The following is a 24,942-nucleotide window of genomic DNA, read 5'->3' on the forward strand; positions in this document are numbered from 1 at the left end:
CTTATTTTTTAGTTGCGGTAGAATCTGTTTTTGCTGCTGTAGCTGAAGCTGCTGCCGGTGCGCCTTTTTTGAAAGCGTTGATCACATACATTGCAACTCTCCATCTGTCTCCAGCGTTCAATTGTCCTGCATAAGAACCCATCGCATTTCTACCGTTTGTTAATACATAATGAACAGAACCTACAGTGATTTCTCTGTCTGCATAATTTGGTACACCTGAATATGCCCCGCTCTGAACGATTGGTCCTTGTCCGTCACCACCAGTTCCGTGGCAAGCTGAACAAGTGCGATCGAATAACATTTTACCTCTTTCGATATCTTTCGCAGCATTAGCCGGATTTAATGGAGAAGAAGTTAATGATTTTGAAGCATCATACCCTGCGTTATACTCATCCGGATTTTTTGGAAGCTTATTTTCTTCAAAAACACCGTCTTTATTTTGTGCAACAGACCCTTCTACCGGAGCAAGACCTGTAGCACCATTATTTCTGACAAATGCAGGGATCTCATTTTCATGATCTGAATATGCATCCTGAGCTTTCATCAATGGATCATAAGCTACCGGAAAATACATATCCGGAAAATATACCAATGGTGTGTTTTCTTTTGGTCCGCAAGAATTAAGTAAAACTGCTGCTAAACCTAAAACTGCTGTAATTTTTAGTACATTCTTTTTCATTTTAAGCATCTTTAACAGTTATTTCTTCAACTCCCGTATCAACAAGCAGCTGCTTAACAGATTCTACATCTTCAGTAATAAATTCCATCATGAATTTATCATCTGTAGTTCTCGGATCTGGGTTCTGGGCAGGAGCACCAGGATACATTTTGTTTCTGACCAAGAAAGTCAAAGACATCATGTGTGCAGCACAGAATACCATTAATTCAAACATTGGAACTACAAATGCCGGCATATTGTGCGCCCAGTCAAAAGCTGGTTTACCACCAATATTCTGAGGCCAGTCATGATTCATTACATACCATGTAACTGTTGCTCCAATACTTACTCCGTAAAGAGCATAGATAAATGCAGCATCAGAAATTCTTGTTTTCTTTAATCCCAAAGCTTTATCTAATCCGTGAACCGGAAATGGAGTATAAACTTCGTTGATTGCGATTCCTTTATCATTGAATGCTTTAACTCCGTTCATAAGATCGTCGTCGTCAGCATAAAGTCCGTATACAATTTTAGTGGTGCTCATCTCCTTCTTTTGCTTTATAAGTTTCACCTGAGATTTTCAAAATCGATTTTAATTCGGCCTGTGCGATTACAGGGAATGTTCTTGCATATAATAAGAATAATACAGAGAAGAATCCGATAGTTCCTAAGTATACACCTACATCGATGATGGTTGGTTTAAACATCGTCCAAGATCCTGGCAAGTAATCTCTTGAAAGGTTAATAACGATGATGTCAAAACGCTCAAACCACATCCCGATGTTGATGATCAATGCAATAATAAATGTTGCTATGATATTAGTTCTTACTCTTTTGAACCAGAAAAATGCAGGGATAACAAGGTTACAGATAATCAGTGACCAGAAAGCCCACCAGTAAGGACCTGTTGCTGCACCCGGAGAAAGATAAGTAAAATCTTCATATCGAGAACCAGAGTACCATCCGATGAAATATTCAGTGGCATAAGCTACTGTTACCATACCACCTGTTAAGATGATTACTATGTTCATGATTTCGATATGATACATGGTGATGTAATCTTCTAAGTGGCAAACTTTTCTTGCGATCAACAATAGAGTCTGTACCATTGCAAATCCTGAGAAGATTGCTCCCGCAACGAAGTAAGGAGGATAGATCGTAGAGTGCCATCCTTTAATAACCGAAGTTGCGAAGTCAAAAGATACCGTGGTGTGTACCGAGAATACAAGCGGAGTTGCCAAACCTGCAAGAACCAAAGATAATTCTTCGAATCTCTGCCAGTGTTTTGCTTTACCACCCCAACCGAAAGCCAGGAATGTATAAATTTTCTTAGTCCAAGGAGTTTTTGCTCTGTCTCTGATCATTGCAAAGTCAGGGATTAATCCCATAAACCAGAATACTGTAGATACTGAGAAATACGTTGAGATTGCAAATACGTCCCAAAGTAGAGGAGAGTTGAAGTTCCCCCAAAGAGAACCAAACTGGTTAGGAAGAGGGAAAACCCAATATCCTACCCAAACTCTACCCATGTGGATAACCGGGAAGATTGCTGCCTGTACAACTGCGAAGATCGTCATCGCTTCCGCAGAACGGTTTACAGACATTCTCCATCGCTGTCTAAATAATAATAATACTGCGGAGATAAGAGTTCCGGCGTGACCGATACCTACCCACCATACGAAGTTGGTAATATCCCAACCCCAGTTAATAGTTCTGTTAAGCCCCCATGCTCCAATACCTGTCCCGATAGTGTAGGCGATACAGCCGAATCCGTAGATGAATAGAACTAAGGCCGCATATAGTGATACCCACCATAATTTTCCTGCTCTTTCTTCGATAGGTCGTGCAATATCTTCTGTGATATCGTGATAAGTTTTGTGACCAATAATCAGAGGTTCCCTTATCGGAGCTTCGTAATGTCCTGACATTTTTTACCTATTTATTATTTAAACTTTAATTTTCTACTCTGTTTCTTACTTTAGTGTGATAGAACACATTTGGTTTTGTTCCAATCTCTTCAAGTAAATGATATCTTCTGTTGCTTGAGTATAATTTTCTCACTTCAGATTCTTTGTCATTCATATCCCCGAAGGTCAGTGATCCTGTTGAACAAGCAGAAGCACAAGCTACTGAATTTTTAAATTCATTATCGGTCACTTTTCTGTTTTCCTTCTTAGCATTTAAGATGGTTGCCTGAGTCTGTTGGATACACAATGAACATTTTTCCATTACCCCTCTTGTTCTTACAACAACATCCGGGTTAAGTACCATTCTTCCTAAATCGTTATTTTGATTGAAATCAAAACGATCGTTCATATTATAGGTAAACCAGTTGAAACGTCTTACTTTGTACGGACAGTTGTTTGCACAATATCTTGTACCGATACATCTGTTGTAAGCCATATGGTTCTGACCTTGCTTACCGTGTGAAGTAGCCGCTACCGGACATACCGTTTCACATGGAGCGTGGTTACAATGCTGACACATTACCGGCTGGAAGATTACATCGGGACTTTCATTTGGTTCAATCAAGATGTCGTACAACTGAGGAACGTTTAATCCTCTTTCTACTCCTTCTTTAGTTTCGATTTTTTCTTTTGCAGAATAGTAACGGTCAATTCTTAACCAATACATATCTCTTGACATTCTGATCTCTTCTTTACCAACAACAGGAACGTTGTTTTCTGCCTGACAAGCAATAATACATGCTCCACAACCAGTACAAGAGTTTAAGTCAACTGATAAGTTAAAGTGAGGACCGTCTGTATCATCAAATGCATCCCAAAGGTCAATTTTACCTGCTGGAAGTGCACCGCTGATGGTATGATACTCCAAAGGCTTGTTCCATCCGTGGTGTTCGTCATCAAATGCTACATTTAAGTATTCCGTTAAAGGAACTTCTTTAGCAATGTCATAACGACCCATTAGAGTGTTTTGAAGCTGAATACCTGCAAATTCGTGGCTTTCACCTGTTTTTTCTATTTTAACATTAGAAATAACAAGGTTAGAACCATCAAATAGAGGATAAGCATTTACCCCGGTATCTGCCGTTGCTCCTGAATCTTTTTTACCATAACCAAGCGCAAGACCTACTGATCCGTCTGCTTGTCCCGGCTGAATAAATACAGGAACATCTTTTATTGTAACTCCATTTACAGTAAGGTTTACGATAGAACCATCCAACTGCATTCTTGCATTAAGATCGTTTTCAATCCCTAATCTTTCTGCATCTTTCGGAGAAATTGTCAGGTAGTTATCCCAAGACATTCTTGTCAAAGGATCGGGTAATTCCTGCAACCAAGGGTTGTTTGCCTGAGTTCCGTCTCCAATTGAAGTCTTTGTATATAAAACTAATTCTAAATCGGAAGCTTTAAAGTTTCCTAATTCAGCAACAGCTTGTGCAGCGTTTCCGCCAGCATAAGATAGAGTTGTTGCATTATTAGAAGCGATAACACCGTTATATAAAGCTTTGTTGAAAGAAGTTGCTCCCAATACAGAAGCTGAACTCGCTTTTAAATAATCGTAGTAATTGTTTGCCGCGTTATTCTTTCCATTTTTCCAAACCAATAGAGATTCTTCAATCTGTCTTGATTTGTAGATTTTCTGGATTGTTGGCTGCATTAATGAATAAACTCCAGACTGAGGCTCAATATCACCCCAAGATTCTAGCCAGTTAGCTACCGGAATTACAGCTTTCGCTGCCTTATACATTTCGTTTTTCTTATCAGCAACCGCAATTACATAAGGAACTTTAGCCAAAGATTTTTTAAAATCCTGACCTTTATGATGAGAATAAATAGGGTCGACATTGTTGGTAATCAATACGCCAACTTGTCCGCCGTTTACCCATCCTAAAAATTCCTGGAATCTTGCTTTGTCGAATTCTTTAAGGAAGTTTGCTTTACCTGTGAAAGCTACTGAACCTAATTTTTGGTTGATTAAGTGAGCTAAAACCTGAGCACCTTTAGAACCGTCAGCGAAAACAACAGCTTTGCTACCTTTTGCAGAGAGCTCTTTAGCAATCTGAGAAGCTAATTTATCTGAAGAGCCACCTCCAACGATCGCGTTGTAAACTTCAACCAAAGTTTTGTTTACTGCGCTTGGCTTTAATCTGTATCTTGAATCTGCATTAGCACCAGTCAGCGACATGTTTGATTCCACTTGAATGTGTCTCAACATGCTTGCTCCTGGCTTTCTTGCAGCAGCGTAAGAAGTTTCTAAGCTAGATGCATTGTAATCTCCTAAGAAATCTGCCTGGAAAGAAACCACCAATTCAGAACCTTTAAGGTCGTAAACAGGCAAAGCTCTCTGTCCGAATACTTCCTGTGCAGCATCCAAAGAAGCAGCATAAGGAATTGCATCATAAGTTACCAGTTCAGCGGTAGGATATTTAGCTTTAAATTCAGCAAATAATTTTTTGAATGTAGGTGAAGCAAAAGAGTGAGATAATAAAACAATTCTTTTACCTGAAGCTTTAGCTTCTTCTAAACCTTTGATTACAAAATCATCTACTTTATCGAAAGTTTCATCTTTACCGTCAAGTTTAGGCTGCTTTACTTTATCATTATCATAAAGAGAAAGTACACTTGCCTGAGCTCTTGCGTTAGTTTTACCTAGATCTCCAGCTGCCGGATTCGGTTCAATTTTAATAGGTCTCCCTTCTCTGGTTTTCACTAAAACACTTGCGAAATCGAAACCGTCAAAATATGTTGATGCATAATAGTTGGGAACTCCCGGAATTATATCATGCGGCTTTACGACATAAGGAATTGTTTTGATTACCGGAGCCTCACAAGCTGCTAAAGTAACTGCTGCGGTAGAGAAACCTAATAACTTCAAGAAATCTCTTCTTGTCGTACTAGCATCACTTTTTTCAGCGTCACTTAAGAAATCTTCTACCGGAATTTCTTCTTGGAACTCTTTAAGAGCCAACTTACCATTTAGGGAAGGGTCTTTAAGTTCGTGAATACTTCTAAATTGTATTTTGTTTGAAGCCATTTATACTTCTGATTTTTTAGTTATTAATAATGACATTTACCACACTCAAGACCTCCAATCGCATCTACAGTAATCTTACCGCCGTCCTGAGGGTATTGCTTTTTAAGCTTTTCGTGTAGATTTTTGAAGTATTCTTTATTATAACCGTTGTTCATATCAACTTCAGTAGTTCTGTGACACTCTATACACCATCCCATCGTGAAGTCGTTTGCCATTTGTACTACATTCATGGTATCAATTTTACCGTGACAAGCTTTACAAACAACATCAATCTTGTTGTCAGGATTCTTTTTGTTGAAAGAATTGATGATCGCCTGTTCACCTGCTACTACGTGTTGAGAGTGGTTAAAGTAAACGAAATCCGGCATATTGTGGATTCTTGTCCATTCAACAGGTGTTGTTTTACCTGTATACTGCTGTTTTGCAGGATCCCATCCTGTAGCGGCATAGATTTTTTGAATCTCTCCGTCATAGAATGCTTTGTCTTTTCCTGGCTCAATATATTTACCGTTGTACTCAGAAATTGTTCTGTGACAATTCATACAAACATTCATAGAAGGAATTTCAGAAACCTTACCATATTTAGCACTAGAGTGACACAATTGACAGTCGATTTTATTTTCTCCAGCGTGAATTTTGTGAGAGAAATAGATAGGTTGTTCAGGCTTATATCCTTTGTAAACACCGATCCACATGATCCAGTTCCATACACCATAAGTTGCTAAAATAGCTAAAACCGCCAATAGACCCTTGCCAATGTAATGATATTTTTCATAGATTTCACTGAAAGATTTTACTCTGCTTTCATTAAGCCCTGCTAAATCTTCAGACTGACCTAGTTTTACCAATTGTCTCAGTTTTACCAGAATCCAGACCAATAAACCTGCAATTGCTAAAAGCGAAATGATTACGATATTCGTAGTTGTTTTGTCAGCGGGTGCTGCTGCAGTTGCATCTGCTGCGGGTACAGCCGGATCTGCCACTGGCTCCGGTGCGGGAGGATTAGTTGTGTACGCTAAAATATCGTCAATGTCCTTATCTGCAAGATTAGGAAAGACCTGCATTTCAGTCTTGTTGTACTTTTCAAAAACTTCATTGGCGTACTTATCACCAGATGCTCTGAGTGACTTGTTGTCTTTAATCCACTTATGAAGCCATTCTGTATCCAGTCCCTGCTCAGACTTTAGCCTTTCTACCACACCTTTCAGTGCCGGTCCTACAACTTGTTTGTCTAAAGCGTGACATGCTGTACAATTTGCCTTAAAAAGTTTCTCACCATTTTTAGGATCGCCGTCTTGCCCGTAAATTGAAGCACTTGTTGATAGCAATAAACCTATCGCAATCAGCCCTTTTTTATAATGCTTTCTCCAACTAATCATTTAAATTGTCTTATGTTAGTAAATATTGAAACTGTAATCAATCCCGCAAAAATAATATTTTTAACAGGAATTTAACGGTATATGCAAAGGGGAAAATGTCATTAACGTTTAATTTGTAATTATTCTAAATAACTATGGTTGCTGTATTTTTAAATTATCCTAAATTTGCAGAAACAAGTTTAAATGAGAAATTTCATTAAAATATTTTCGATGCTTTCTTTCTTTGGTTTTTATAATGTTGATGCCCAACAGGTTGTAAAGAGAGATACTTTATCAGGAACAGAGCTGGTAATGACTATGGATTCTCGTGTGAGCGATGCAATGACTGGTCTTGAAGAAAAATGTGCAAGAGTTGCAGTAAACAATTCGGTCAACAATGATGATGTGCCTACAAGACCTGCAAAGATTTTTGTACCAAACAGAGAACTGACGAATGCTGAAGTGTGCAGAAAGAACCCGAGAATTTTAGGGTATAAAATTCAGATCACGACAGTAAAGAGTAATAATGAAGCCAACGAAATTAAGGCATATTTCAGAAAGAGATTCCCTAATCTGAAGGTAGAAACAGATGCTTCTCTAAGACCTAATTACAAAATTCTTGCAGGCAGTTATTTTACTAAACAAAGTGCCGCTTCGGACCTTTCAAGAGTGAGAGAATATTTCAAATCTGCAGTTGCCGTACAGTACAGAATTTTCTGTGCAGAAGCAAAATAGATTTTAAAGAATAAACTAAAAAGGGCTGAAAATTTATTTTTTCAGCCCTTTTTTATCTGTAATAAAGATTTAAAAATTCAAAAAAGTCAATCATTCTATGATAATTGTTGAGAAGTAAATAAACAGTCAAAATGCCTGTTGTCGTGGTGAGAAATGAAAGTATTTTCGGTGAATTGCTGTAAGCGAAAAATAACCAACCTAAAAGTAAAGGATAGATAAAAACATAGTGTCCACCATAGATGTAAGAAGTGTGAAGTCCGAATCTAAAGATGCAATGAATGATAATGTCTACCAAAAACGAAAGCATAAGAATCTGAACCAATTTATTTTTAAAATTCTTAATATAGCTCCATAAAACAAATCCTAAAATCACTCCGATGAAAACGTATGCGAATGCGGTAGAGTAGGTCTCCATGAAGATGGCTTTGTAGTAAAAACCTTTCATATTGTGTTTTTCACGGATAAAAAAACTTGGAAAAAGAATGTTTCCGCCAAAAAAATATGAATAAATCATGTCCCAAATAGGAGTTGATTTCACGTTTGAGAACTTTTCATACTGTTCGCCGGATTTTGAAAGGATATTTTGATACTTAAAATCAATTCTATTTAAATATAAGAGAACAAAAACTCCGATAGAAATGATAACCCTGAAAGCTGCATTTCCAAACTTTTTCCAGCTTTTAAATACTCCTTTTTCGAAAGCAACCGGAATGAAAACTTTTACAATATTTGTCACGGTCAACCCACCGATGGTCACGCCTGCAAGAACCAATGCAAAACCTGCAATTTTTCCGTCTTTTTGAAATTTTATTGCCGTGTAATAATTAAATAAAATTAAAAGAAACAAAGTGTAGGTATATGTTTCAGGGGTAAAGGAAAGTAAAATATTCGTTGAAAATAAACTGAAAAAGAAAACAATTAGGAGACTTAAAATGAATGGAAGTCTGATGATGTTTTTTAAATATTTATAAACCTGAACGAGACTTAAACTAATGATGAAATTGCTCAGCCAAGCTAAAATCAATCTAAAATTAAGATCCGTTTTTCCGTTTGTAAAAAGTAAAATAGAATCCCGCATCCAGTTAAAAAAATAATATGAGAGTGGATGTCTTTCGAAGCTTCCGCCCGTCATCACAATGGCTTTGTTATCGAAACTGAAATATGCATCCCAAGGAATTCTGCTATCGAAAATAATCCTGTAATTGATTGCAATATAAGACCCTAAAATTCCGTAAACCGTAAGGAAAAAGATGAAAATTCCTAACTCTGCAAAAGATGAAGGAAAAATAATCTTGAAAAAATAAATAAATTTTGATTTTATAGACACCGATTTAAATTTCTGCAAAAATAAATAAAAAACTCACCGATGAGGGTGAGTTTTTATGTATTGGTAAAATAATTAAAATTAATCTTTAATTACCTTTTCAGTTTTTGTGCTTCCGTCAGCAAATTCAACTTTTAATAGGTAAGTTCCTTTTGTGAAAGAACTGATATTTACTTTCTCAGAGTTTGATTGCAATAATACCTTTCCAGAAAGATCAAATACTGTAGAAGATTTTATCTTTTTGTCAGTTTTGATGTTGATTTCTCCTTTTGTTGGGTTAGGGAAAATGCTTGTTTTTGATTTTGAAACTTCATCAGTTGCCAGTGTTCCTGTAGTAACTTTGATATCATCTACCATAAACATATATTTATCGGAAGACATATACTGAATACCGATTCTTATGGTCTGTCCTGAATATGCATTTAAAGATTGGGTAACTTGTTGCCAAGTAAAAGGAGCTGTTAAGGCTGATGTACCGGAGATAATTGTGAAATTCGCAGCACTTGTTGGAGTACCACTACCAACATACACACCAATTTTATAACTTTCAACATACGCAGGAGATAACGCTTTTACCCATAATGTTAAAACATTATTACTTGCCCCTAAAGTAATAGCAGGAGAAATTAACCAATCATTGTTCGAGGTTACTCCAGCTGCTGGAACTCCTGCCCAAGATACTGCTGCCTTTTGTCCTGTATGAGCTGAAAAGTTTCTTACTTCTTCGTCAACACCAGTTACAGCAGTAGCATTATTTGTAGCATTACTAGCTGAAAGATTGAATATCTGAAAAGCCATTGGAGCACTTGCGTTTGCCCATGATGCTGTCCATGTAGTAGAACCACCAATTACAGGTCCTCCTCCAGTATATGTGCCTAGTAAATCAAGATCTAAAGTTTGCCAACTTCCAAAACCGGTGATTGCAAAATTTGTGTAAGATTCAAAGCTTTCATCCAATAAAGTTTGAGAATATGCAGATACACTCATTGTTAGTGTAAGTGCAGAAAGTAGAAGTTTTTTCATAAAAAAATTTTTATAAAATTAGTAATAAAAATCTGTTGATTATAGTGTAGTTATGTTAAATTTTTATTTTGTTGAATATTTACATTATTTAAGAACTGCAAGAAAGCATCGAGCAACCAGAAATATCATCATATCCAGAAGGTCTTTTCACCGAAAATTCCGTAAAAATTTCTTCATAAGGATTTTCTAAAGCTTTAGTTAGTTTGTGAAGCATTTCTGTTTTCCCTTCGTTGATTTCTTCGATGCATTCAAAAAGAAGATAGTTTCTTAAGAGAAATTTAGGATTTGCCTTTTTCATTAAATCTAAAGACTCGTTTTTAGAAATTGCATTTTTTTCTAATCGAATTTTATATATCTCAAGAAAATTCTCCAGTTTTTTTAATTTAACCTCATCTAAGATTGTATATGAAGTTTTTTGAAACTCAGTTTTTGCATCAGAAATATCATTGATTTTTTCTAATAAATTAAAGAATAGAGTATAATCTAACTGAAGTTCCTGCATCAAGCCTTGCCAATTGCTGAAAAATTCTTCATCATTATCTTTTAGTTCATCAAAACCAAATTTTCTGCAAAGCATTTTGTCATGCGCTTCCCAAAAATAGGTTCCGTAAGAATTTAAAGTGTCTTCCAGGAATTTTTCATCTTTAATTAAAGCAAAAAGTGCATTGGCAAGTTGCCACAAATTCCATTGGGAAATTTGACCTTGTTTACCAAAAGCATATCTTCTTCCGGGAAGATCGGTTGTATTGGGAGTGAAATTCAGATCATATTCGTCCATCATTGAAAAAGGACCGTAATCGATTGTTAATCCCAAAATTGACATGTTATCAGTATTCATCACTCCATGTACAAAACCAACTCTGAACCATTCCACCATTAAATCTGCTGTTTTTGTGCAAACTGACTTGAAAAAGTCTTTATATTTTTGTTCTCCTTCGGAAATGATTTCAGGGAAATAGTTTTCAATGGTAAAATCTGTAAGCTTTTGTAACGTTTCAATTTCTTTTTGTGCAGACATCAGTTCAAAATGCCCAAAGCGTAAAAAGCTTTCCGCAGTTCTTACTACAACGGCTCCTTTTTCTTCCTGCGGGTTTCCGTTATACATCATATCGCGGACTACATTTTCTCCCGTGAGGCTCAAACTTAAAGCTCTTGTTGTAGGAATTCCGAGATGGTGCATGGCTTCGCTCATCAAATATTCTCTGACAGATGATCTTAAAACAGCTCGTCCGTCTGCATGTCTGGAATATGGGGTTGCACCAGCGCCTTTCCATTGGATTTCTGTTTTTTGACCTTTTTCATTTGTTATTTCTCCGGCGAGGATGGCTCTTCCGTCACCTAATTGTCCGGCCCAGTTTCCAAACTGATGACCGGCGTAAGCAGTTGCATAAGTTTTTATATTTTCCGGCAAATTGTTTCCGACAAGAAAACCAAGATCATGGTTATCAAATTTTCCAAGTCCTGTTTCTTCGGAAAGTTTTTCATTAAAAACAATCAACTTTGGCTCATCAAAACCTACCGGATCAATGGTTGAAAACAATACTTTCGGGGTGTTTCTCTGAATTGGATTTTTAGAAAAATCTCCGGGAAAAGCTTCGATGAAAGGTTGTTTGATATTCTTAAGATTCATACGCCAAATATATTAAAACCAAGACAAAAAAGACCTTCCAATGATTGAAAGGTCTTATGATAATTATTAAAATTTACTTATTAAAATCTATTTCTTCACTGGTATTCAGATTTTCGTTGACGTTGTCATCTTTTTTACCTGAATTGTTCTTTGGTGCAGGATCTGCCGGGCGGGGATTCTTGATTTCATCAATGGTTTGAAGTCCGCCATCATCACCATAACCGCTACCAAGCCCCTTAAGATTGGTACAGCCGTCTTTCCAGTCGCCAGGTTTTACAAACTTGTCTTCCATAGAAATGTTAAGGGATTTATCTGCCCAGACTTTTTTCATGAAAATCGCCCAGATCGGCAATGCCATTTTTGCTCCCTGTCCTTCTCCGGTTCCATAGAAATGGGTTGCCCTGTCTTCCCATCCTACCCAGGTTCCTGTTGCCAGTTTTGGAGTAATTCCCATAAACCAGCCATCGGAGTTATTCTGTGTTGTGCCGGTTTTACCTGCTATTTCTACATCTTTGGATATTCCTTTTCTTCCAAGCTCACCGGAAGCTGTACCGAATTGTGCCACACCTTTCATCAGTTCGATCATCGTGTAGGCATAATTAGGATTCATTACTTCTTTTGGTTCTGCGTTTACTTCTTTTATTACCCGTCCGTTGGCATCTTCAATTCTCCAGATCATTTCGGGCTTATTATAGTTGCCATAATTGGCAAATGTACTGTATGCTCCTACCATTTCATAAATAGTAATGTCTGAAGAACCCAATGCCATTGGTAAACTGGTAGATATTTCTTCAGTTACTCCCAGGTCTCTTGCGGTTTGTATTACGCTTTGCGTTCCTGTCATTTCAGCAAGTCTTAAAGCTACAGGGTTTTGAGAATGAGCTAAAGCATCTTTTAAAGTAAGCATTCCGCCTCTTCCAGGAACGTGATAAGTTCCCTTATTGAAGCTGGCGTTTGATATTGTAGAACATGGTGTTAAACCTAATTTCATAATAGCCGTAGCATATACAAAAGGTTTAAAGGTTGATCCTACCTGTCTTTTCCCTTGTTTGATGTGATCATATTGGAAATGCTGCCAGTCGATTCCGCCAACCCAGGCTTTGATTTCTCCGGTTCCCGGAACCACAGACATCAACCCTGCCTGTGCAATCTGTTTGTGGTATCTGATGGAGTCCCAAGGTGACATTTCTACCTCCTCTTCTCCAGCCCATGTAAAGCGTGAAGTTTTGATCGGCTTACGGAATTCCATCATAATAGAATCTTCAGAAACTCCTGCTGCGCTGAGCTGCTTGTAACGTCCCGTTCTTTTGACCGCCTGCATCATTACATTGTTGACCTGTTGATCATTTAGATAATAAAAAGGTCTGGCTTTTCTGCCTCTCTGCTCTGCATCAAATCTTTTCTGAAGATCCGTCAAATGCTCTTTGATAGCTTCTTCAGCATATTTCTGCATTTTAGAATCAAGAGTTACATAGATTTTTAAACCATCTTTATAAAGATTTAGTTCTTTACCCTTTTCTTTCTCGTAATCCTCAAGATATTTGTCAATCTCTTTCTTTAAATAAAACTTATAGTATGCAGAATGATTGTCGTTAATATTTTTAATGGGGTGATAATCAAGAGCAACTGGTGTAGATACCGCTTTTTCAAATGTTGCCTGATCAATATACCCAGTTTTTAACATTTGGTCTAAAACTACATCTCTTCTGGTTTTCGCCCTTTCGATATTCCTCATCGGGTTGTTTTTGACAGGGTTTTCCAGCATTGCTACAAACATTGCTGCTTCCGGAAGGGTAAGCTCTTTTGTTGTTTTATTAAAATAGATTTTTGCTGCCATTTCAATACCATTGGCATTGTATAGGAAGTCAAACTTATTGAAGTATTGAGTGATGATTTCCTCTTTGGTATATCTTTTCTCAAGACTTACCGCTACCACCCATTCTTTAAGCTTTTGTATAACCGCTTTAATTTTATTATCAGATCTTTTACCGGTAAATAATAGTTTTGCCAGCTGTTGGGTAATCGTAGATCCTCCACCTCGTCCCCCTCGAAAAACAACTGCTCTCACAACAGACTGTAAATCAATCCCGGAGTGTTCTTTAAAACGCTCATCTTCTTTAGCCTGCAAAGCATAAATGATATAAGGCGGAAGATCCTGATAAGCAATTGGCTGGGTCTTTTCTTTCTCAAATTTACCTAAAAGTACACCGTCAGAAGAAATGATTTCTGATGCAACATAGATGTCTGGATTTTCTAGTTCTTTCACATCAGGCATATCACCAAGAAAGCCTTGTGATACAGCAAAGAAAAGTCCTGAAATTCCTAAAACTACTGCAATAAGGCCTACCCAAATAAACCTTACCCATCTTTTCCATGTGGTATTTTTAATATTCTTTTTAGGAGGAAGCGGAAAATTTTTTCCCTTGTTTCCTGTATTTTGTCTGTTGTCTTCCATGTGTAATTACGGTTTAGCCGTTTCTACTTTTATTCCCAAATCTTCAATTCCCGGAAGGTTGTCATTTCTCATTGCCTGCTTCACATTAATTTCATAACTTCCTTTTTCCGGAAATTTATAGTTTATTTTGTATTGAAACAAAGTCTCTTTTGTTTCTCCGAATCCTGTTCCCAACCATTCGCCATTTGGTTTTGCCAGAATATAGTTTAAGGTATCAACCTGAGCAACTTTGCTTTTAGGATTTTTAAAATTAACTATAAATCTGATATTGCTGTAAGGATAGTCATTATTATTCCTCACAACAAATATAATATTTTTAGGATTTTGCGGATCCGTAATTTCAAGCTTAAATTTTTGTTCGGCTTTCTTACTCCATTTGTTATCAATAGAATTCATAATGACATCTTCATTCGAAGTGCCGCATCCTACTAAAAAAATAAGCATTAATAACCCTAAAACTCTATACATTGTTATCTTTTTTGGGAGGAAATTTCTTTTTAAATTTCTTTTTTGGAGGTTGTTGTGGTTTCTGTTCGGCATTTACATTGACCTCTGCTTTTTCTAACTGAACCTTTGGTTGCTGTGGCTGTTGCTGCTTTGGCGGTCTTTGATTCGGGTTCTGATTAGGTTTTGCGTTCGGATTTGCGTTTTTAGGTCTCTCAGCATTTAGAGGTCTCTCCGTTTTTTGGGGTCTGTCATTTCTGTCATTCCTTTCCGGACGGTCTTTTCTTGGTCCCTGATTGTTATTTGGTCTGTTCTGATTGGGGTTTTGACCTTGAGTCTGATTTCTGTTTTTATTGAATCCTCCTCTGTTTTTCTTCTCAAACCGGTCAACACTGTTCTCCTGAATAAGATCTACACTTGGTAAAGCGATATCGGGAACCTTCAATTCTTCAAGCGGAAGTATTCTTTCGCCTTTTTTGTTCTGTGCAATCAGTTTTTTAACTAAATCAATATCGAAATCATACCAAGCCATTGAACTGTCAACATAAGCAAACCACATCTTCTTTTTGAAAACATCAATTTTAATACAGAAAGCTCTTCCTTTTTCAGTATCCAGCATTGTTGAAGACGATGGAAAGTGGCTTAATGCATCCAAATAACTGTCTAACTCGTAATTTAAACAACATTTCAGCTTTCCGCACTGTCCTGCCAATTTCTGAGGATTGATGCTTAATTGCTGATATCTTGCTACATTGGTATTTACTGATCTGAAATCTGTCAACCATGTCGAGCAGCACAATTCTCTTCCACACGAACCAATTCCACCGATTTTTGCGGCTTCCTGTCTGAAACCGATCTGTTTCATATCGATTTTGGTTCTGAAAGTTCCTGCAAACTCTTTAATCAACATTCTAAAATCTACACGGTTGTCTGCAGTATAGAAGAAAGTAACTTTTGAGCCGTCGCCTTGATATTCTACATCAGTGATCTTCATTTCAAGACCTAATCTGTGAGAAATTTTTCGGGCATCAACCTTTACGGTTTCTTCTTTTTTTCTTGCTTCCTGCCAGACTTCAATGTCTTTTTGGTTAGCCAGTCTGTATATTTTAAGTGGGTCTTCAGTTGAAAATCTTTTCTTTTTCATCTGAATTTTTACCAATTCTCCTGAGAGACTTACCACTCCTACATCGTGTCCGGGGCTAGATTCTACTGTTACTACACTACCTATATGTAAAGGAATATTGTTTACATTTTTATAAAACGATTTTCTGTCATTTTTAAACCTAACTTCCACAAAATCACATCGGTTAGATGCAGGGTTTTGTACGTTAGATAACCAATCGAAAACACTTAATTTATAACTATTACCACAGGTATTTACACTTTCACAGCCATTCGCGGATTTCGTTCCGCAAGAATGTGCAGAATCGCCGGATGTTTTGCATCCACAACTCATATATTATAATTTATTTAATCTTGCAAATTTATTGATTTTTATCTTTACACAATTCCAAAAATACTAAATCTTTATTTTGTTGAATGTTTAATCTTAAACGTGAATTTTTTAAATAAATTTTTAACTCCATAAGGTGTTTATTAACAGAGCTTTAATGGTTTTAATATTGAAAGTGTTATTTTAAACATAATTTTCTTTTATGGTTATGTTTAAAATATTAAGATTTATTAACAGACCTAATCAAAATAATTTTATATTTGGATTATATAATAAATGTCTATGAAAAAAATATTAGTATCAACTGCCTTGTTGGCTGGTGTTCTATCTTATGCGGGAGGCTTCAGGGTTTCTCTCCAAGGGGTAAAACAATTGGCAATGGCGCATACCAGTGCTCATGCCGAAGATGCGAGTGTTGCATTCTTTAACCCTGCAGGTATGTCATTCATCCCTTCAAAATTAAGTATTGTTGCAGGAGGTTTTGGAGCAAGTAATAAAGTTACTTTTCAAAATTTAAATACTCTGCAGAGTACAGAGACGGATAACCCGATGGGAACACCAATTTATGCTGCGATTGCGTACAAGCCAATCGACAAATTATCTATTGGTTTCAGTTTTACAACACCTTTCGGAAGTACGATTCAGTATCCTTATGATTGGGAGGGAAGAGAAATGGTGCAGAAGCTTGAGTTGAAAAGTTTTTACTTCCAACCGATGGTTTCTGTGAAAATGGCTGATTGGTTATCCTTCGGAGCAAGTTATATTTATGCTAAAGGAAGTGTAAATTGGGATAAAGCGGTTACTCAGTTTGGAGGTACGGTAAATATTAACGATGAGAAGGCAAGCGGTCACGGGTATGGCTTTGGTTTCTATTTCAGACCAGATCCTAAATTTGATATGAGTATTGCTTACCGTTCACCGGTTGATATGAAAGCTAAAAAAGGAACTGCTACATTTAAAGTTCCTGCGCAAAGCACCGTTAACGGATTATTAGGATTAAACAGCGCCGGACAAGACGCTTTTACCGCAACTTTACCACTGGTTGAAGAATATACAATTGGTATGACGTACAAGGTTACTCCAAAATGGTTGATTTCAGCAGATTTCAATTATCACGGTTGGGAAAGATACAGCAAGCTGACGTTAGATTTTGCTAATGCCCCAATTGGAAATCAGACCGATCCTACAATTCTGGTTGCCCCCAAAAACTTTAGAAACTCTAAGACATTCAGATTGGGAACACAGTATATGTTTAATAACATGATTTTTGGACGATTGGGAGCGTATTATGACGAATCACCTTATACTGACGAAAATTTTATTCCTGAAACACCTTCTTTTGATTCTTTTGTCGTTACGGGAGGTTTAGGCTTTAAGTTTAAGCAATTCGGAGTTGATGTTGCAGGAGGATACGTAATGCCGCAGAGTAGAGATGTGAATAATAAATACTTAGGTTTTTATGGTCAGGCAAAAGCACAGGCATTCTATGTTGGTCTAGGTTTATCTTATAATGCTTTTTAATTTGAAATTATGAAAAAAATAATAATATCTACACTTGCTGTTTCTGCTTTGTTTTTTACGACAAGCTGCGAAACAGATTTTGATACAGACGTTAAAGATATCGTTGTAACGAAAGGTGAAGCAGATTTTTCTAAATATGTAGCTTTAGGAAACTCGTTGACTTCAGGATACAGAGATGGAGCTCTTTATTCTGATGGACAGAATGAATCTTATCCTAGTATGATAGCTATGCAGATGAGGCTTGCCGGAGGAGGAGACTTCAAACAGCCTTTGATGCCAAACAATGTTGGCGGATTTACAAATTTACCGGGATTCCCTGGGAAATTGATGTTGAATCTTGTGAATGGAGCCTTATCTCCAAAAGCATCTGCCGCCGCTGCTGCTTTAGATAATGTAGCTGCCGGTAGACCTTATAATAATATGGGAGTTCCCGGAGCCAAATCATTCCATTTGGTTGCACCTAATTACGGAAGTGCTGCAGGTTTGGCGACAGGTACAGCAAACCCTTATTTTGTAAGATTTGCTTCTTCGGCCACCACGAGTGTTTTGGCAGATGCAATGGCACAGTCTCCAACATTTTTCTCTCTCTGGATAGGTAATAATGATGTGTTATCATATGCCACAAATGGCGGAACAAATTCCCAAACAACAGGTGGAGTTACCACTTATACTGCAGCAACGGTTCAAAATGGAAATTTGAATCCTGCAACTTACAGATCAAATGATATTTCAGATCCTAATGTTGTTGCAGGTTCTATAAAAGGAGTTTTAGACGGATTAAAAAGTGTTGGTTCTACTAAAGGCATTATAGGAAATATTCCTGACGTTACTAATATTCCGTTTTTCACAAGAGTACCTTATAATGCAATACCTTTGGATGCTGCAAAAGCTCAGGCTTTAAATACTCAGCTGTATGGTCCCTTGAAAGCGGCTCTTACTGCCTTCGGACAAGGAGATAGAATTAACCCTGTGGTTGCAGGAAATAACCCCGTACTTATTATTGATAATAAATTGACCAATCTTTCCGTGCAGCTTACTGCAGCATTAACTGCAGGGGGTGTTCCTGCAACACAGGCAGCATTTATAGGAAATGCTTTTGGAAGAGCGAGACAGGCTAAGCCGGGAGAACTTATGCTGCTTACTTCCAGTACTCTTCTGGGGATAGATGCAACGACTAATCAACCTGCGACACCGAGCTCAGTATTCATTTACGGAGCGAGTTTCCCGATAGGAGACCAGTATTCATTAACTTCGGATGAAGTGACTAATATTTCGACAGCAGTTAAGGCATACAACACTTCCATCAAAGCAATGGCAGATTCTTACGGTCTTGCATTTGTTGATATGAATGCAAAAATGTCTGAGTTGAATTCTAAATCAGGCATTTCATGGGACGGTGTAAGATATACGGCAACATTTGTTACTGGTGGAGCATTCTCTTTAGACGGAGTTCACCTCACAGGCAGAGGTTATGCTATTGTTGCCAATGAATTTATCAAGGCAATCAATATGAAATATAAATCTACATTACCACAGGTAGATCCTAATAAATATTCGGGAGTAACATTCCCCTAATTAATAGGAAAAATAAAAAAAGGAAACCACAAGACTTATTCTTGTGGTTTTTTTTTAAATTTGCAAAATCTTTTAAAAAGTAAAAATGGCCGAGCAACAAAGTTATCTATTTTCGACAAGAACTAGTAAAGAGCTAGCAGAAAAAATTGCCCAATATTATGGCAAAGCATTAGGGAAAATCAACTTTCAGGAGTTTAGCGACGGGGAATTTGAGCCTGTTTTGGATGAGTCTGTAAGAGGAGGGAGGGTTTTCCTGATAGGATCTACATTTCCGCCGGCAGACAATCTTTTAGAACTTCTTCTCATGATTGATGCAGCAAAAAGAGCTTCTGCGAAAAGTATTACCGTAGTGCTTCCATATTTCGGGCTTGCAAGACAAGACAGAAAAGACAAACCAAGAGCACCGATCGGTGCTAAATTGGTGGCAAATCTGTTAACGGCTGCCGGAGCTACAAGAATCATGACGATGGATCTTCATGCAGATCAGATTCAGGGATTCTTTGAAATTCCTGTGGATCATCTTTATGCATCTACAATATTTGTCGACTATATCAGAAATATGAATCTGGATAACCTTACCATTGCTTCTCCGGATATGGGAGGTGCAAAAAGAGCAAAAAACTACGCAGGTCATATTGGTGCTGATGTAGTAATCGCTTATAAAGAAAGAAAAAAGGCAAACGTTGTTGAAGAAATGTTCCTTATTGGTGATGTAGAAGGTAAAAACGTGATCCTTATTGATGATATGATCGATACGGCAGGTACACTTTGCAAAGCTGCTGATATTCTGATGGAAAAAGGAGCGTTGTCTGTAAGAGCAATGGCTACTCACGGAGTGCTTTCAGGAAAGGCATATGATAATATTGAGAACTCACAATTGCTGGAAGTTATTGTAACTGACTCAATTCCTGTAAAAACTAATTTGTCATCTAAAATAAAAGTGCTATCTTGCGCCCCATTATTTGCTGATGTTATGAAGATGGTGCATGAGCATCAATCGATTAGCAGTAAGTTTGTTATTTAATTGATAATGAGCTGATTGCAAAATAAAATCAAAACAATTTTTAAATTTTTATAAATGAAATCTATTACAATTCAAGGTACAAAAAGAGAAAGCGTGGGCAAAAAGTCGACAAAAGCTTTACGTGATGCTGAATTAGTTCCTTGTGTTGTTTACGGAGGTGGTGAGCCATTGAACTTCTCTGCAGCAGAGAAAGCTTTCAAAGGTTTGGTATATACTCCTGAAGCACACACGGTATCTATTGAAGTTGACGGACAGGTAATTCCTGCAGTTCTTCAGGATATTCAGTTCCACCCGATTACAGACAAGATTATTCACGCAGACTTCTACAGATTATCTGACGATAAGCCGGTTATCATGGAAGTTCCTGTAAGAATTACTGGTCGTTCTAAAGGTGTTGTAGCTGGTGGTGTTTTACGTCAGTCTTTCAGAAAACTGAAAGTAAAAGCAATTCCTGCAAATTTACCGGATGAGATCGTTGTTGATATTACATCATTGAAGATTGGTAACAAACTTTATGTAGGAGGTATCAAAACTGAAGGATATTCTTTCGTACATCCAGACAATGCAGTTGTTGTAGCTGTTAAGATGTCAAGAAATGCAGCCAAAGGTGGTGCAGTTGCAGATGATGACGATGAAGAAGAAGTGGCAACTGAAGCTGAAGGAGCTACTCCTGCAACTGAAGAAGCAGCAGCAGAATAAGAAATTTCTTAATCACAATACGGGACCTGTCAATTTATTGGCGGGTCTTTTGTTTTTAGATGAAATCTATCACCCTATTAATCTGACAGACTTTTGGATAAAAAGTCGTAAATTTGAACTGTTCTAAATTAAGAACGTTTAATAATAAAAAATATAATAAATGTTTGACATTCAGGAAATAAGAAGTCAGTTTTCTATATTAAATCAGGAAGTGAACGGTAAGCCATTGGTTTACTTAGATAATGCCGCAACATCTCAAAAGCCAAATTCTGTATTAGAAGTCTGGAAACAATATTATACGGAAATTAATGCCAATGTACACAGAGGAATTCATACTTTGAGTCAATTGGCGACTGAAGAAATGGAACTTTCAAGAAGAAAAATCCAGAAATTCATCAATGCAAAAAATGATTTTGAAGTCATTTTTACGAAAGGAACTACAGAAGGAATCAACCTTATCGCTTATATTTTAACCCAGAAGCTCAAAAAAGATGATGAGATCATTATTTCTTACCTTGAGCACCACTCGAATATCGTTCCGTGGCAGTTGCTTTGTGAAAGAACAGGAGCTAAACTTCGTGTCATCCCAATCGATCACAACGGAATTCTTCAACTTGATTATCTGGATCAGTTTTTAAGTGAAAAAACAAAAGTCGTTTCTGTAAATCAGGTTTCCAATGCTTTGGGAATTGTCAATCCTATTGAAGAAATTATTAAGAAGACGAGAGCCAATTCAGATGCGTATATCGTTATTGATGGCGCACAGTCTGCGCCGCATTTTAAGATTGATGTTCAGGCTTTAGACTGTGATTTCTTTGTTTTCTCAGGGCACAAAATGTACGCTCCGATGGGAACCGGTATTTTGTACGGTAAACAGGAGATTTTGGAAGATTTGCCACCATTTCACGGAGGCGGAGAAATGATTGCTGTTTGCTCATTTGACAGAACCACTTATGCAGGTTTACCTTTTAAATACGAAGCCGGAACTCCAAATGTAGGTGGGAATATTGCTTTGGGAGCCGCAGTTGATTTTATTAATAAAGTTGGACATGAAAACATTCAGCGTCACGAAAGTGCTTTATTGGAATATGCTCAAAAACATCTTTTGGAAATTGAAGGTTTAAAAGTGTACGGTGAAAACGCCAATAGAACAGGAGTAGTTTCTTTCAATCTTGAAGGTGTAGGTATTTCTTCTGACGTCGGAATGATCCTCGATAAAATGGGAGTTGCCGTAAGAACCGGACATCATTGTACCCAACCGATTATGGATTTCTTTGAGATTGCAGGAACCGTAAGAGCCAGTTTCGCAGTGTACAATACTTTTGAGGAAATTGATCTGTTGGTGGAAGGTGTGAAAAAGGCGCAGAGAATGCTAGCTTAATTTATAGAATTATCTTTAGACATAAAAAATCCCTTTCAGCTTATGTTGAAAGGGATTTTTGTTTTATAATTTTTGCTAAATAAATCTGTGTTAATCCGTGAAATCTGTGGGAGAACAATTAATTATTCGGCTTCCAATCTACAACCGCTCTGATAAACGCTTCCGCATTTTCCAAAGGAATATTAGGTAAAATTCCATGACCTAAGTTGGCAATATATCGGTCTTTCCCGAAACGGTTGATCATCTCGTTCACCATTTTCTTAATGGTTTCTGGAGTTGAATGTAATCTTGCAGGATCAAAATTCCCTTGCAAGGTCATCGTATGATTCGTCAATGTTCTTGCCAATTCCGGTTTGATCGTCCAGTCAACACCTAAAGCAGAAACCGGAGACATCGTCATATCTTCCAAAGCGAACCAGCATCCTTTTCCGAATACGACAACATGCGTCAACGGAGCCAAAGCTTCAACAATCTGACTGATGTATTGCCAAGAAAATTCCTGATAATCTTGAGGAGAAAGCATTCCGCCCCAAGAATCGAAAACCTGAACGGCAGAAACTCCTTTTTCCACCTTTCTCTTTAAGTAAGCAATCGTAGTATCTGTGATTTTCTGAAGTAACAAATGCGCAGCTTCCGGCTGCTGGAAACAGAAAGATTTCGCAATATCAAAAGCCTTACTTCCTTTTCCTTCAACGCAATAGCAAAGAAGCGTCCAAGGCGATCCTGCAAAGCCGATTAACGGAATTTCGTTGTCTAATTTAATTAAAGTCAGTTCAATCGCATCAAAAACGTAGCCTAAAGTATCATTCACATCTGGAACGATTACATTCTGAACATCTTCCATGGTTCTGATCGGATTGTCCAACCACGGACCAACGTTCTCTTTCATTTTAAAATCAATTCCCATCGCCTGAGGAACCACCAAAATGTCGGAAAATAAAATCGCAGCATCCAAAGGATATCTTCTGATCGGCTGAACAGTAATTTCAGAAGCCAGTTCCGGAGTCTGACATCTTGTGAAAAAGTCGTATTTGTCACGCAGTGCGATGAATTCCGGTAAATATCTTCCCGCCTGTCTCATCATCCAAACTGGTGGTCTTTCTACGGTTTCACCACGAAGTGCTTTTAAATATAGGTCGTTTTTAATCATATCTTTTAGTTGATAGTTGTTGGTTTCAGTTACTTTTAGATTAATTGTTCTTTAAAGCATCTTTGATGACCAGCAACAGGTTTGATAAAGTATTTTTTTTACTTGTAAAAATCTTTGATTTTGTATGTTTTCTTAATTCTTTCGAAGTCGTTTCTCCGATCGAAAAGAGAACCATATTTTCCAGAGAATTATTTTTCGCAAAACTACGAACTCCGCTTGGGCTAAAAAAAACTATTGCATGATATTTTTCAGGTATCGCAGGATTCAGCTCTTCTGTCTGGTAAACAGTGATTTTTTTATAGCTGATATTCTGAAGCGGAAGTTTTTGGTCTAAAACATCAATCGCAAGATTTCCGCAAAAATGAATGAATTTTTCGTGCTGACAGTGATCAATAATAAATTTTGAAAGCGTTTCCGCATTTTTTAAAACTTTAAAAGTCCCGAAACCGTTTTTCCGGAGTTCTCTTTTTGTTTTTTCGCCAACGCAGTAAATTTTATTGTAGCTTTTTGATGTGAAATCTTCATTGGGCTTAAAACTATTTTCAAAAAAAGATTTTACACCATTTAAACTTGTGAAAATCAACGAGTAATTTTTTAAATCAAATGGCTCTGCTTTTAGATTTTTGATTTTAATGACCTCAACACATTCAGCCAAAATGTCGTTTTCCAATTCTTTGGAAAGTATTTCTGAATCTATGTTTTTGGTAAATAAAATTTTCATTTTGTAAATCCTACATTTAAATAAGAATAAAATTTTTAACGCAAAGGACGCTAAGATTTTTTTACTACTAACTGTTTTTAGGTTCGCTGAGGCGTTTCACTTAGACAAGCACGCAAAGTTTTTGTCTTATTAATTACTTGGTTTGTCTTTTAGTTTTAAATCTGCAACCTGAAGTCTTACTTTGCTCATGAAATCTTTTCCCGGATCTTCTTTTCCGGTGAAATATTTCGGGTCAGATTCTTTCCAGAGCTTAGAGTTTCTGAAAATTCCGTATTCCGAATGACCGATTAAATATTCGATTAAATATTTTTGGGTTAAAGATCTCACCAACTGTGCGTTTGCGGCAACTTGCTTTTCTGTGAGCGGTTGTTTTTTGCTTCCAATATTTTCAATTCCGATAGCGCAGTAATTCAATCCGATTGTATGTCTTGCAAACATATTGGGTTCCATCAACTGATAAATTGTCCCATCACGGTCGACAATATATTGAGAAGAAACATTCAGTGTACTTTGTTTTTTTAAGGTGTTTCTGGCACTTTCCAGATGGGTTTTGTTGAAGTATTTAAAATTACTTTCCACGGTTCCACCTGCCGTGTAATGCAGAACAATCATTTTAGGAACAATTGTCGGTGTTTTTTGAGTCAAGCCGTGATGGTCTTTCAGATATTCTAAACTGAGACGAATTCTCTCCTCGGAATAATTGATCGGTTTATTAATTATCTTAAAATCACTTTTTTGCGCAGGAGAAAAATTTAAAATCAATAAAAATAAAATGCAGATAAGATTCTTCATG

At 37.1% G+C, this 24,942-nt stretch carries 20 protein-coding genes; 6 read left to right on the plus strand and 14 right to left on the minus strand.

Features of this window, described 5'->3' with window-relative positions:
• Window position 1: 1 nt before the first annotated feature.
• The 5 genes from AC4FQ5_RS04475 to AC4FQ5_RS04495 are packed head-to-tail and all read right to left on the minus strand — an operon-like array spanning window position 2 to window position 7,035.
• Window positions 2-688: a c-type cytochrome gene (locus AC4FQ5_RS04475; protein ID WP_491141293.1), complete on the minus strand. Its 687-nt coding sequence runs from the start codon at window positions 686-688 to the stop codon at window positions 2-4.
• Complete coding sequence (locus tag AC4FQ5_RS04480) at window positions 681-1,202, minus strand: DUF3341 domain-containing protein (protein WP_491141294.1); 522 nt, start codon at window positions 1,200-1,202, stop codon at window positions 681-683. The genes AC4FQ5_RS04475 and AC4FQ5_RS04480 overlap by 8 nt, the downstream gene beginning before the upstream one ends.
• A complete protein-coding gene (gene nrfD, locus AC4FQ5_RS04485; protein WP_491141295.1) occupies window positions 1,189-2,586 on the minus strand; it encodes an NrfD/PsrC family molybdoenzyme membrane anchor subunit in 1,398 nt (465 codons plus the stop codon). The genes AC4FQ5_RS04480 and nrfD overlap by 14 nt, the downstream gene beginning before the upstream one ends.
• Before the next feature lie 25 nt (window positions 2,587-2,611).
• Complete coding sequence (locus AC4FQ5_RS04490; protein ID WP_491141296.1) at window positions 2,612-5,656, minus strand: TAT-variant-translocated molybdopterin oxidoreductase; 3,045 nt, start codon at window positions 5,654-5,656, stop codon at window positions 2,612-2,614.
• 23 nt (window positions 5,657-5,679) lie between these two features.
• Window positions 5,680-7,035 (minus strand): c-type cytochrome, encoded by a 1,356-nt coding sequence (locus AC4FQ5_RS04495; RefSeq protein WP_491141297.1) that lies wholly within the window; start codon window positions 7,033-7,035, stop codon window positions 5,680-5,682.
• Between the two features lie 183 nt (window positions 7,036-7,218).
• Here AC4FQ5_RS04495 and AC4FQ5_RS04500 point away from each other — a divergent pair, with 183 nt between their 5' ends.
• Window positions 7,219-7,749, plus strand: coding sequence for an SPOR domain-containing protein (locus AC4FQ5_RS04500; RefSeq protein ID WP_491141298.1), 531 nt, complete (start codon window positions 7,219-7,221; stop codon window positions 7,747-7,749).
• Between the two features lie 52 nt (window positions 7,750-7,801).
• Here AC4FQ5_RS04500 and AC4FQ5_RS04505 read toward each other — a convergent pair whose 3' ends face one another.
• From AC4FQ5_RS04505 to AC4FQ5_RS04530, 6 genes are all read right to left on the minus strand, one after another.
• Entirely contained in the window at window positions 7,802-9,076 is a 1,275-nt protein-coding gene (locus tag AC4FQ5_RS04505; RefSeq protein ID WP_491141299.1) for a DUF6080 domain-containing protein, read from the minus strand.
• Between the two features lie 78 nt (window positions 9,077-9,154).
• Window positions 9,155-10,096 carry a choice-of-anchor J domain-containing protein gene (locus AC4FQ5_RS04510; RefSeq protein ID WP_491141300.1) on the minus strand — a complete coding sequence of 314 codons (942 nt, stop codon included), beginning with the start codon at window positions 10,094-10,096 and terminating at the stop codon, window positions 9,155-9,157.
• Window positions 10,097-10,184: 88 nt separating this feature from the next.
• A complete protein-coding gene (locus AC4FQ5_RS04515) occupies window positions 10,185-11,726 on the minus strand; it encodes a protein adenylyltransferase SelO (protein ID WP_491141301.1) in 1,542 nt (513 codons plus the stop codon).
• A 73-nt stretch (window positions 11,727-11,799) separates the two neighbouring features.
• Window positions 11,800-14,181 carry a transglycosylase domain-containing protein gene (locus tag AC4FQ5_RS04520; RefSeq protein WP_491141302.1) on the minus strand — a complete coding sequence of 794 codons (2,382 nt, stop codon included), beginning with the start codon at window positions 14,179-14,181 and terminating at the stop codon, window positions 11,800-11,802.
• 6 nt (window positions 14,182-14,187) lie between these two features.
• Entirely contained in the window at window positions 14,188-14,649 is a 462-nt protein-coding gene (locus AC4FQ5_RS04525) for a gliding motility lipoprotein GldH (protein WP_491141303.1), read from the minus strand.
• Window positions 14,642-16,081 (minus strand): PSP1 domain-containing protein, encoded by a 1,440-nt coding sequence (locus AC4FQ5_RS04530; protein ID WP_491141304.1) that lies wholly within the window; start codon window positions 16,079-16,081, stop codon window positions 14,642-14,644. The genes AC4FQ5_RS04525 and AC4FQ5_RS04530 overlap by 8 nt, the downstream gene beginning before the upstream one ends.
• Window positions 16,082-16,360: 279 nt before the next feature.
• On the opposite strand from AC4FQ5_RS04530, the gene AC4FQ5_RS04535 reads away from it, so the two are divergent.
• From AC4FQ5_RS04535 to AC4FQ5_RS04555, 5 genes are all read left to right on the plus strand, one after another.
• The gene (locus tag AC4FQ5_RS04535) at window positions 16,361-17,599 is read left to right on the plus strand and encodes an OmpP1/FadL family transporter (protein WP_491141305.1); all 1,239 of its coding nucleotides are present in this window, start codon (window positions 16,361-16,363) and stop codon (window positions 17,597-17,599) included.
• A 9-nt stretch (window positions 17,600-17,608) separates the two neighbouring features.
• On the plus strand, window positions 17,609-19,174 hold the full coding sequence (locus AC4FQ5_RS04540; protein ID WP_491141306.1) for a G-D-S-L family lipolytic protein: 1,566 nt from the start codon (window positions 17,609-17,611) through the stop codon (window positions 19,172-19,174).
• An 85-nt stretch (window positions 19,175-19,259) separates the two neighbouring features.
• Window positions 19,260-20,198: a ribose-phosphate pyrophosphokinase gene (locus tag AC4FQ5_RS04545; protein WP_491141307.1), complete on the plus strand. Its 939-nt coding sequence runs from the start codon at window positions 19,260-19,262 to the stop codon at window positions 20,196-20,198.
• A 54-nt stretch (window positions 20,199-20,252) separates the two neighbouring features.
• Window positions 20,253-20,897 (plus strand): 50S ribosomal protein L25/general stress protein Ctc, encoded by a 645-nt coding sequence (locus AC4FQ5_RS04550; RefSeq protein ID WP_491141308.1) that lies wholly within the window; start codon window positions 20,253-20,255, stop codon window positions 20,895-20,897.
• A gap of 160 nt (window positions 20,898-21,057) precedes the next feature.
• Window positions 21,058-22,278, plus strand: a complete 1,221-nt coding sequence (locus tag AC4FQ5_RS04555) for an aminotransferase class V-fold PLP-dependent enzyme (protein ID WP_491141309.1) — start codon at window positions 21,058-21,060, stop codon at window positions 22,276-22,278.
• A 118-nt stretch (window positions 22,279-22,396) separates the two neighbouring features.
• Here AC4FQ5_RS04555 and hemE read toward each other — a convergent pair whose 3' ends face one another.
• The 3 genes from hemE to AC4FQ5_RS04570 all read right to left on the minus strand — a co-directional run bounded on the left by hemE (window position 22,397) and on the right by AC4FQ5_RS04570 (window position 24,941).
• Window positions 22,397-23,428, minus strand: coding sequence for a uroporphyrinogen decarboxylase (gene hemE, locus AC4FQ5_RS04560; RefSeq protein ID WP_229983213.1), 1,032 nt, complete (start codon window positions 23,426-23,428; stop codon window positions 22,397-22,399).
• A 40-nt stretch (window positions 23,429-23,468) separates the two neighbouring features.
• On the minus strand, window positions 23,469-24,149 hold the full coding sequence (locus tag AC4FQ5_RS04565) for a uroporphyrinogen-III synthase (protein WP_491141310.1): 681 nt from the start codon (window positions 24,147-24,149) through the stop codon (window positions 23,469-23,471).
• A 129-nt stretch (window positions 24,150-24,278) separates the two neighbouring features.
• A complete protein-coding gene (locus AC4FQ5_RS04570; protein ID WP_491141311.1) occupies window positions 24,279-24,941 on the minus strand; it encodes a peptidoglycan recognition protein family protein in 663 nt (220 codons plus the stop codon).
• Between the last annotated feature and the right edge of the window lies 1 nt (window position 24,942).

The sequence above is a fragment of the Chryseobacterium sp. DT-167 genome, assembly GCF_058310155.1.

Coding starts and splice junctions, on each gene's coding strand:
- AC4FQ5_RS04475 (WP_491141293.1), bottom strand. CDS start 688: ATGCTTAAAATGAAAAAGAATGTACTAAAAATTACAGCAGTTTTAGGT.
- AC4FQ5_RS04480 (WP_491141294.1), bottom strand. CDS start 1,202: ATGAGCACCACTAAAATTGTATACGGACTTTATGCTGACGACGACGAT.
- nrfD (WP_491141295.1), bottom strand. CDS start 2,586: ATGTCAGGACATTACGAAGCTCCGATAAGGGAACCTCTGATTATTGGT.
- AC4FQ5_RS04490 (WP_491141296.1), bottom strand. CDS start 5,656: ATGGCTTCAAACAAAATACAATTTAGAAGTATTCACGAACTTAAAGAC.
- AC4FQ5_RS04495 (WP_491141297.1), bottom strand. CDS start 7,035: ATGATTAGTTGGAGAAAGCATTATAAAAAAGGGCTGATTGCGATAGGT.
- AC4FQ5_RS04500 (WP_491141298.1), top strand. CDS start 7,219: ATGAGAAATTTCATTAAAATATTTTCGATGCTTTCTTTCTTTGGTTTT.
- AC4FQ5_RS04510 (WP_491141300.1), bottom strand. CDS start 10,096: ATGAAAAAACTTCTACTTTCTGCACTTACACTAACAATGAGTGTATCT.
- AC4FQ5_RS04515 (WP_491141301.1), bottom strand. CDS start 11,726: ATGAATCTTAAGAATATCAAACAACCTTTCATCGAAGCTTTTCCCGGA.
- AC4FQ5_RS04520 (WP_491141302.1), bottom strand. CDS start 14,181: ATGGAAGACAACAGACAAAATACAGGAAACAAGGGAAAAAATTTTCCG.
- AC4FQ5_RS04525 (WP_491141303.1), bottom strand. CDS start 14,649: ATGTATAGAGTTTTAGGGTTATTAATGCTTATTTTTTTAGTAGGATGC.
- AC4FQ5_RS04530 (WP_491141304.1), bottom strand. CDS start 16,081: ATGAGTTGTGGATGCAAAACATCCGGCGATTCTGCACATTCTTGCGGA.
- AC4FQ5_RS04535 (WP_491141305.1), top strand. CDS start 16,361: ATGAAAAAAATATTAGTATCAACTGCCTTGTTGGCTGGTGTTCTATCT.
- AC4FQ5_RS04540 (WP_491141306.1), top strand. CDS start 17,609: ATGAAAAAAATAATAATATCTACACTTGCTGTTTCTGCTTTGTTTTTT.
- AC4FQ5_RS04545 (WP_491141307.1), top strand. CDS start 19,260: ATGGCCGAGCAACAAAGTTATCTATTTTCGACAAGAACTAGTAAAGAG.
- AC4FQ5_RS04550 (WP_491141308.1), top strand. CDS start 20,253: ATGAAATCTATTACAATTCAAGGTACAAAAAGAGAAAGCGTGGGCAAA.
- AC4FQ5_RS04555 (WP_491141309.1), top strand. CDS start 21,058: ATGTTTGACATTCAGGAAATAAGAAGTCAGTTTTCTATATTAAATCAG.
- hemE (WP_229983213.1), bottom strand. CDS start 23,428: ATGATTAAAAACGACCTATATTTAAAAGCACTTCGTGGTGAAACCGTA.
- AC4FQ5_RS04565 (WP_491141310.1), bottom strand. CDS start 24,149: ATGAAAATTTTATTTACCAAAAACATAGATTCAGAAATACTTTCCAAA.
- AC4FQ5_RS04570 (WP_491141311.1), bottom strand. CDS start 24,941: ATGAAGAATCTTATCTGCATTTTATTTTTATTGATTTTAAATTTTTCT.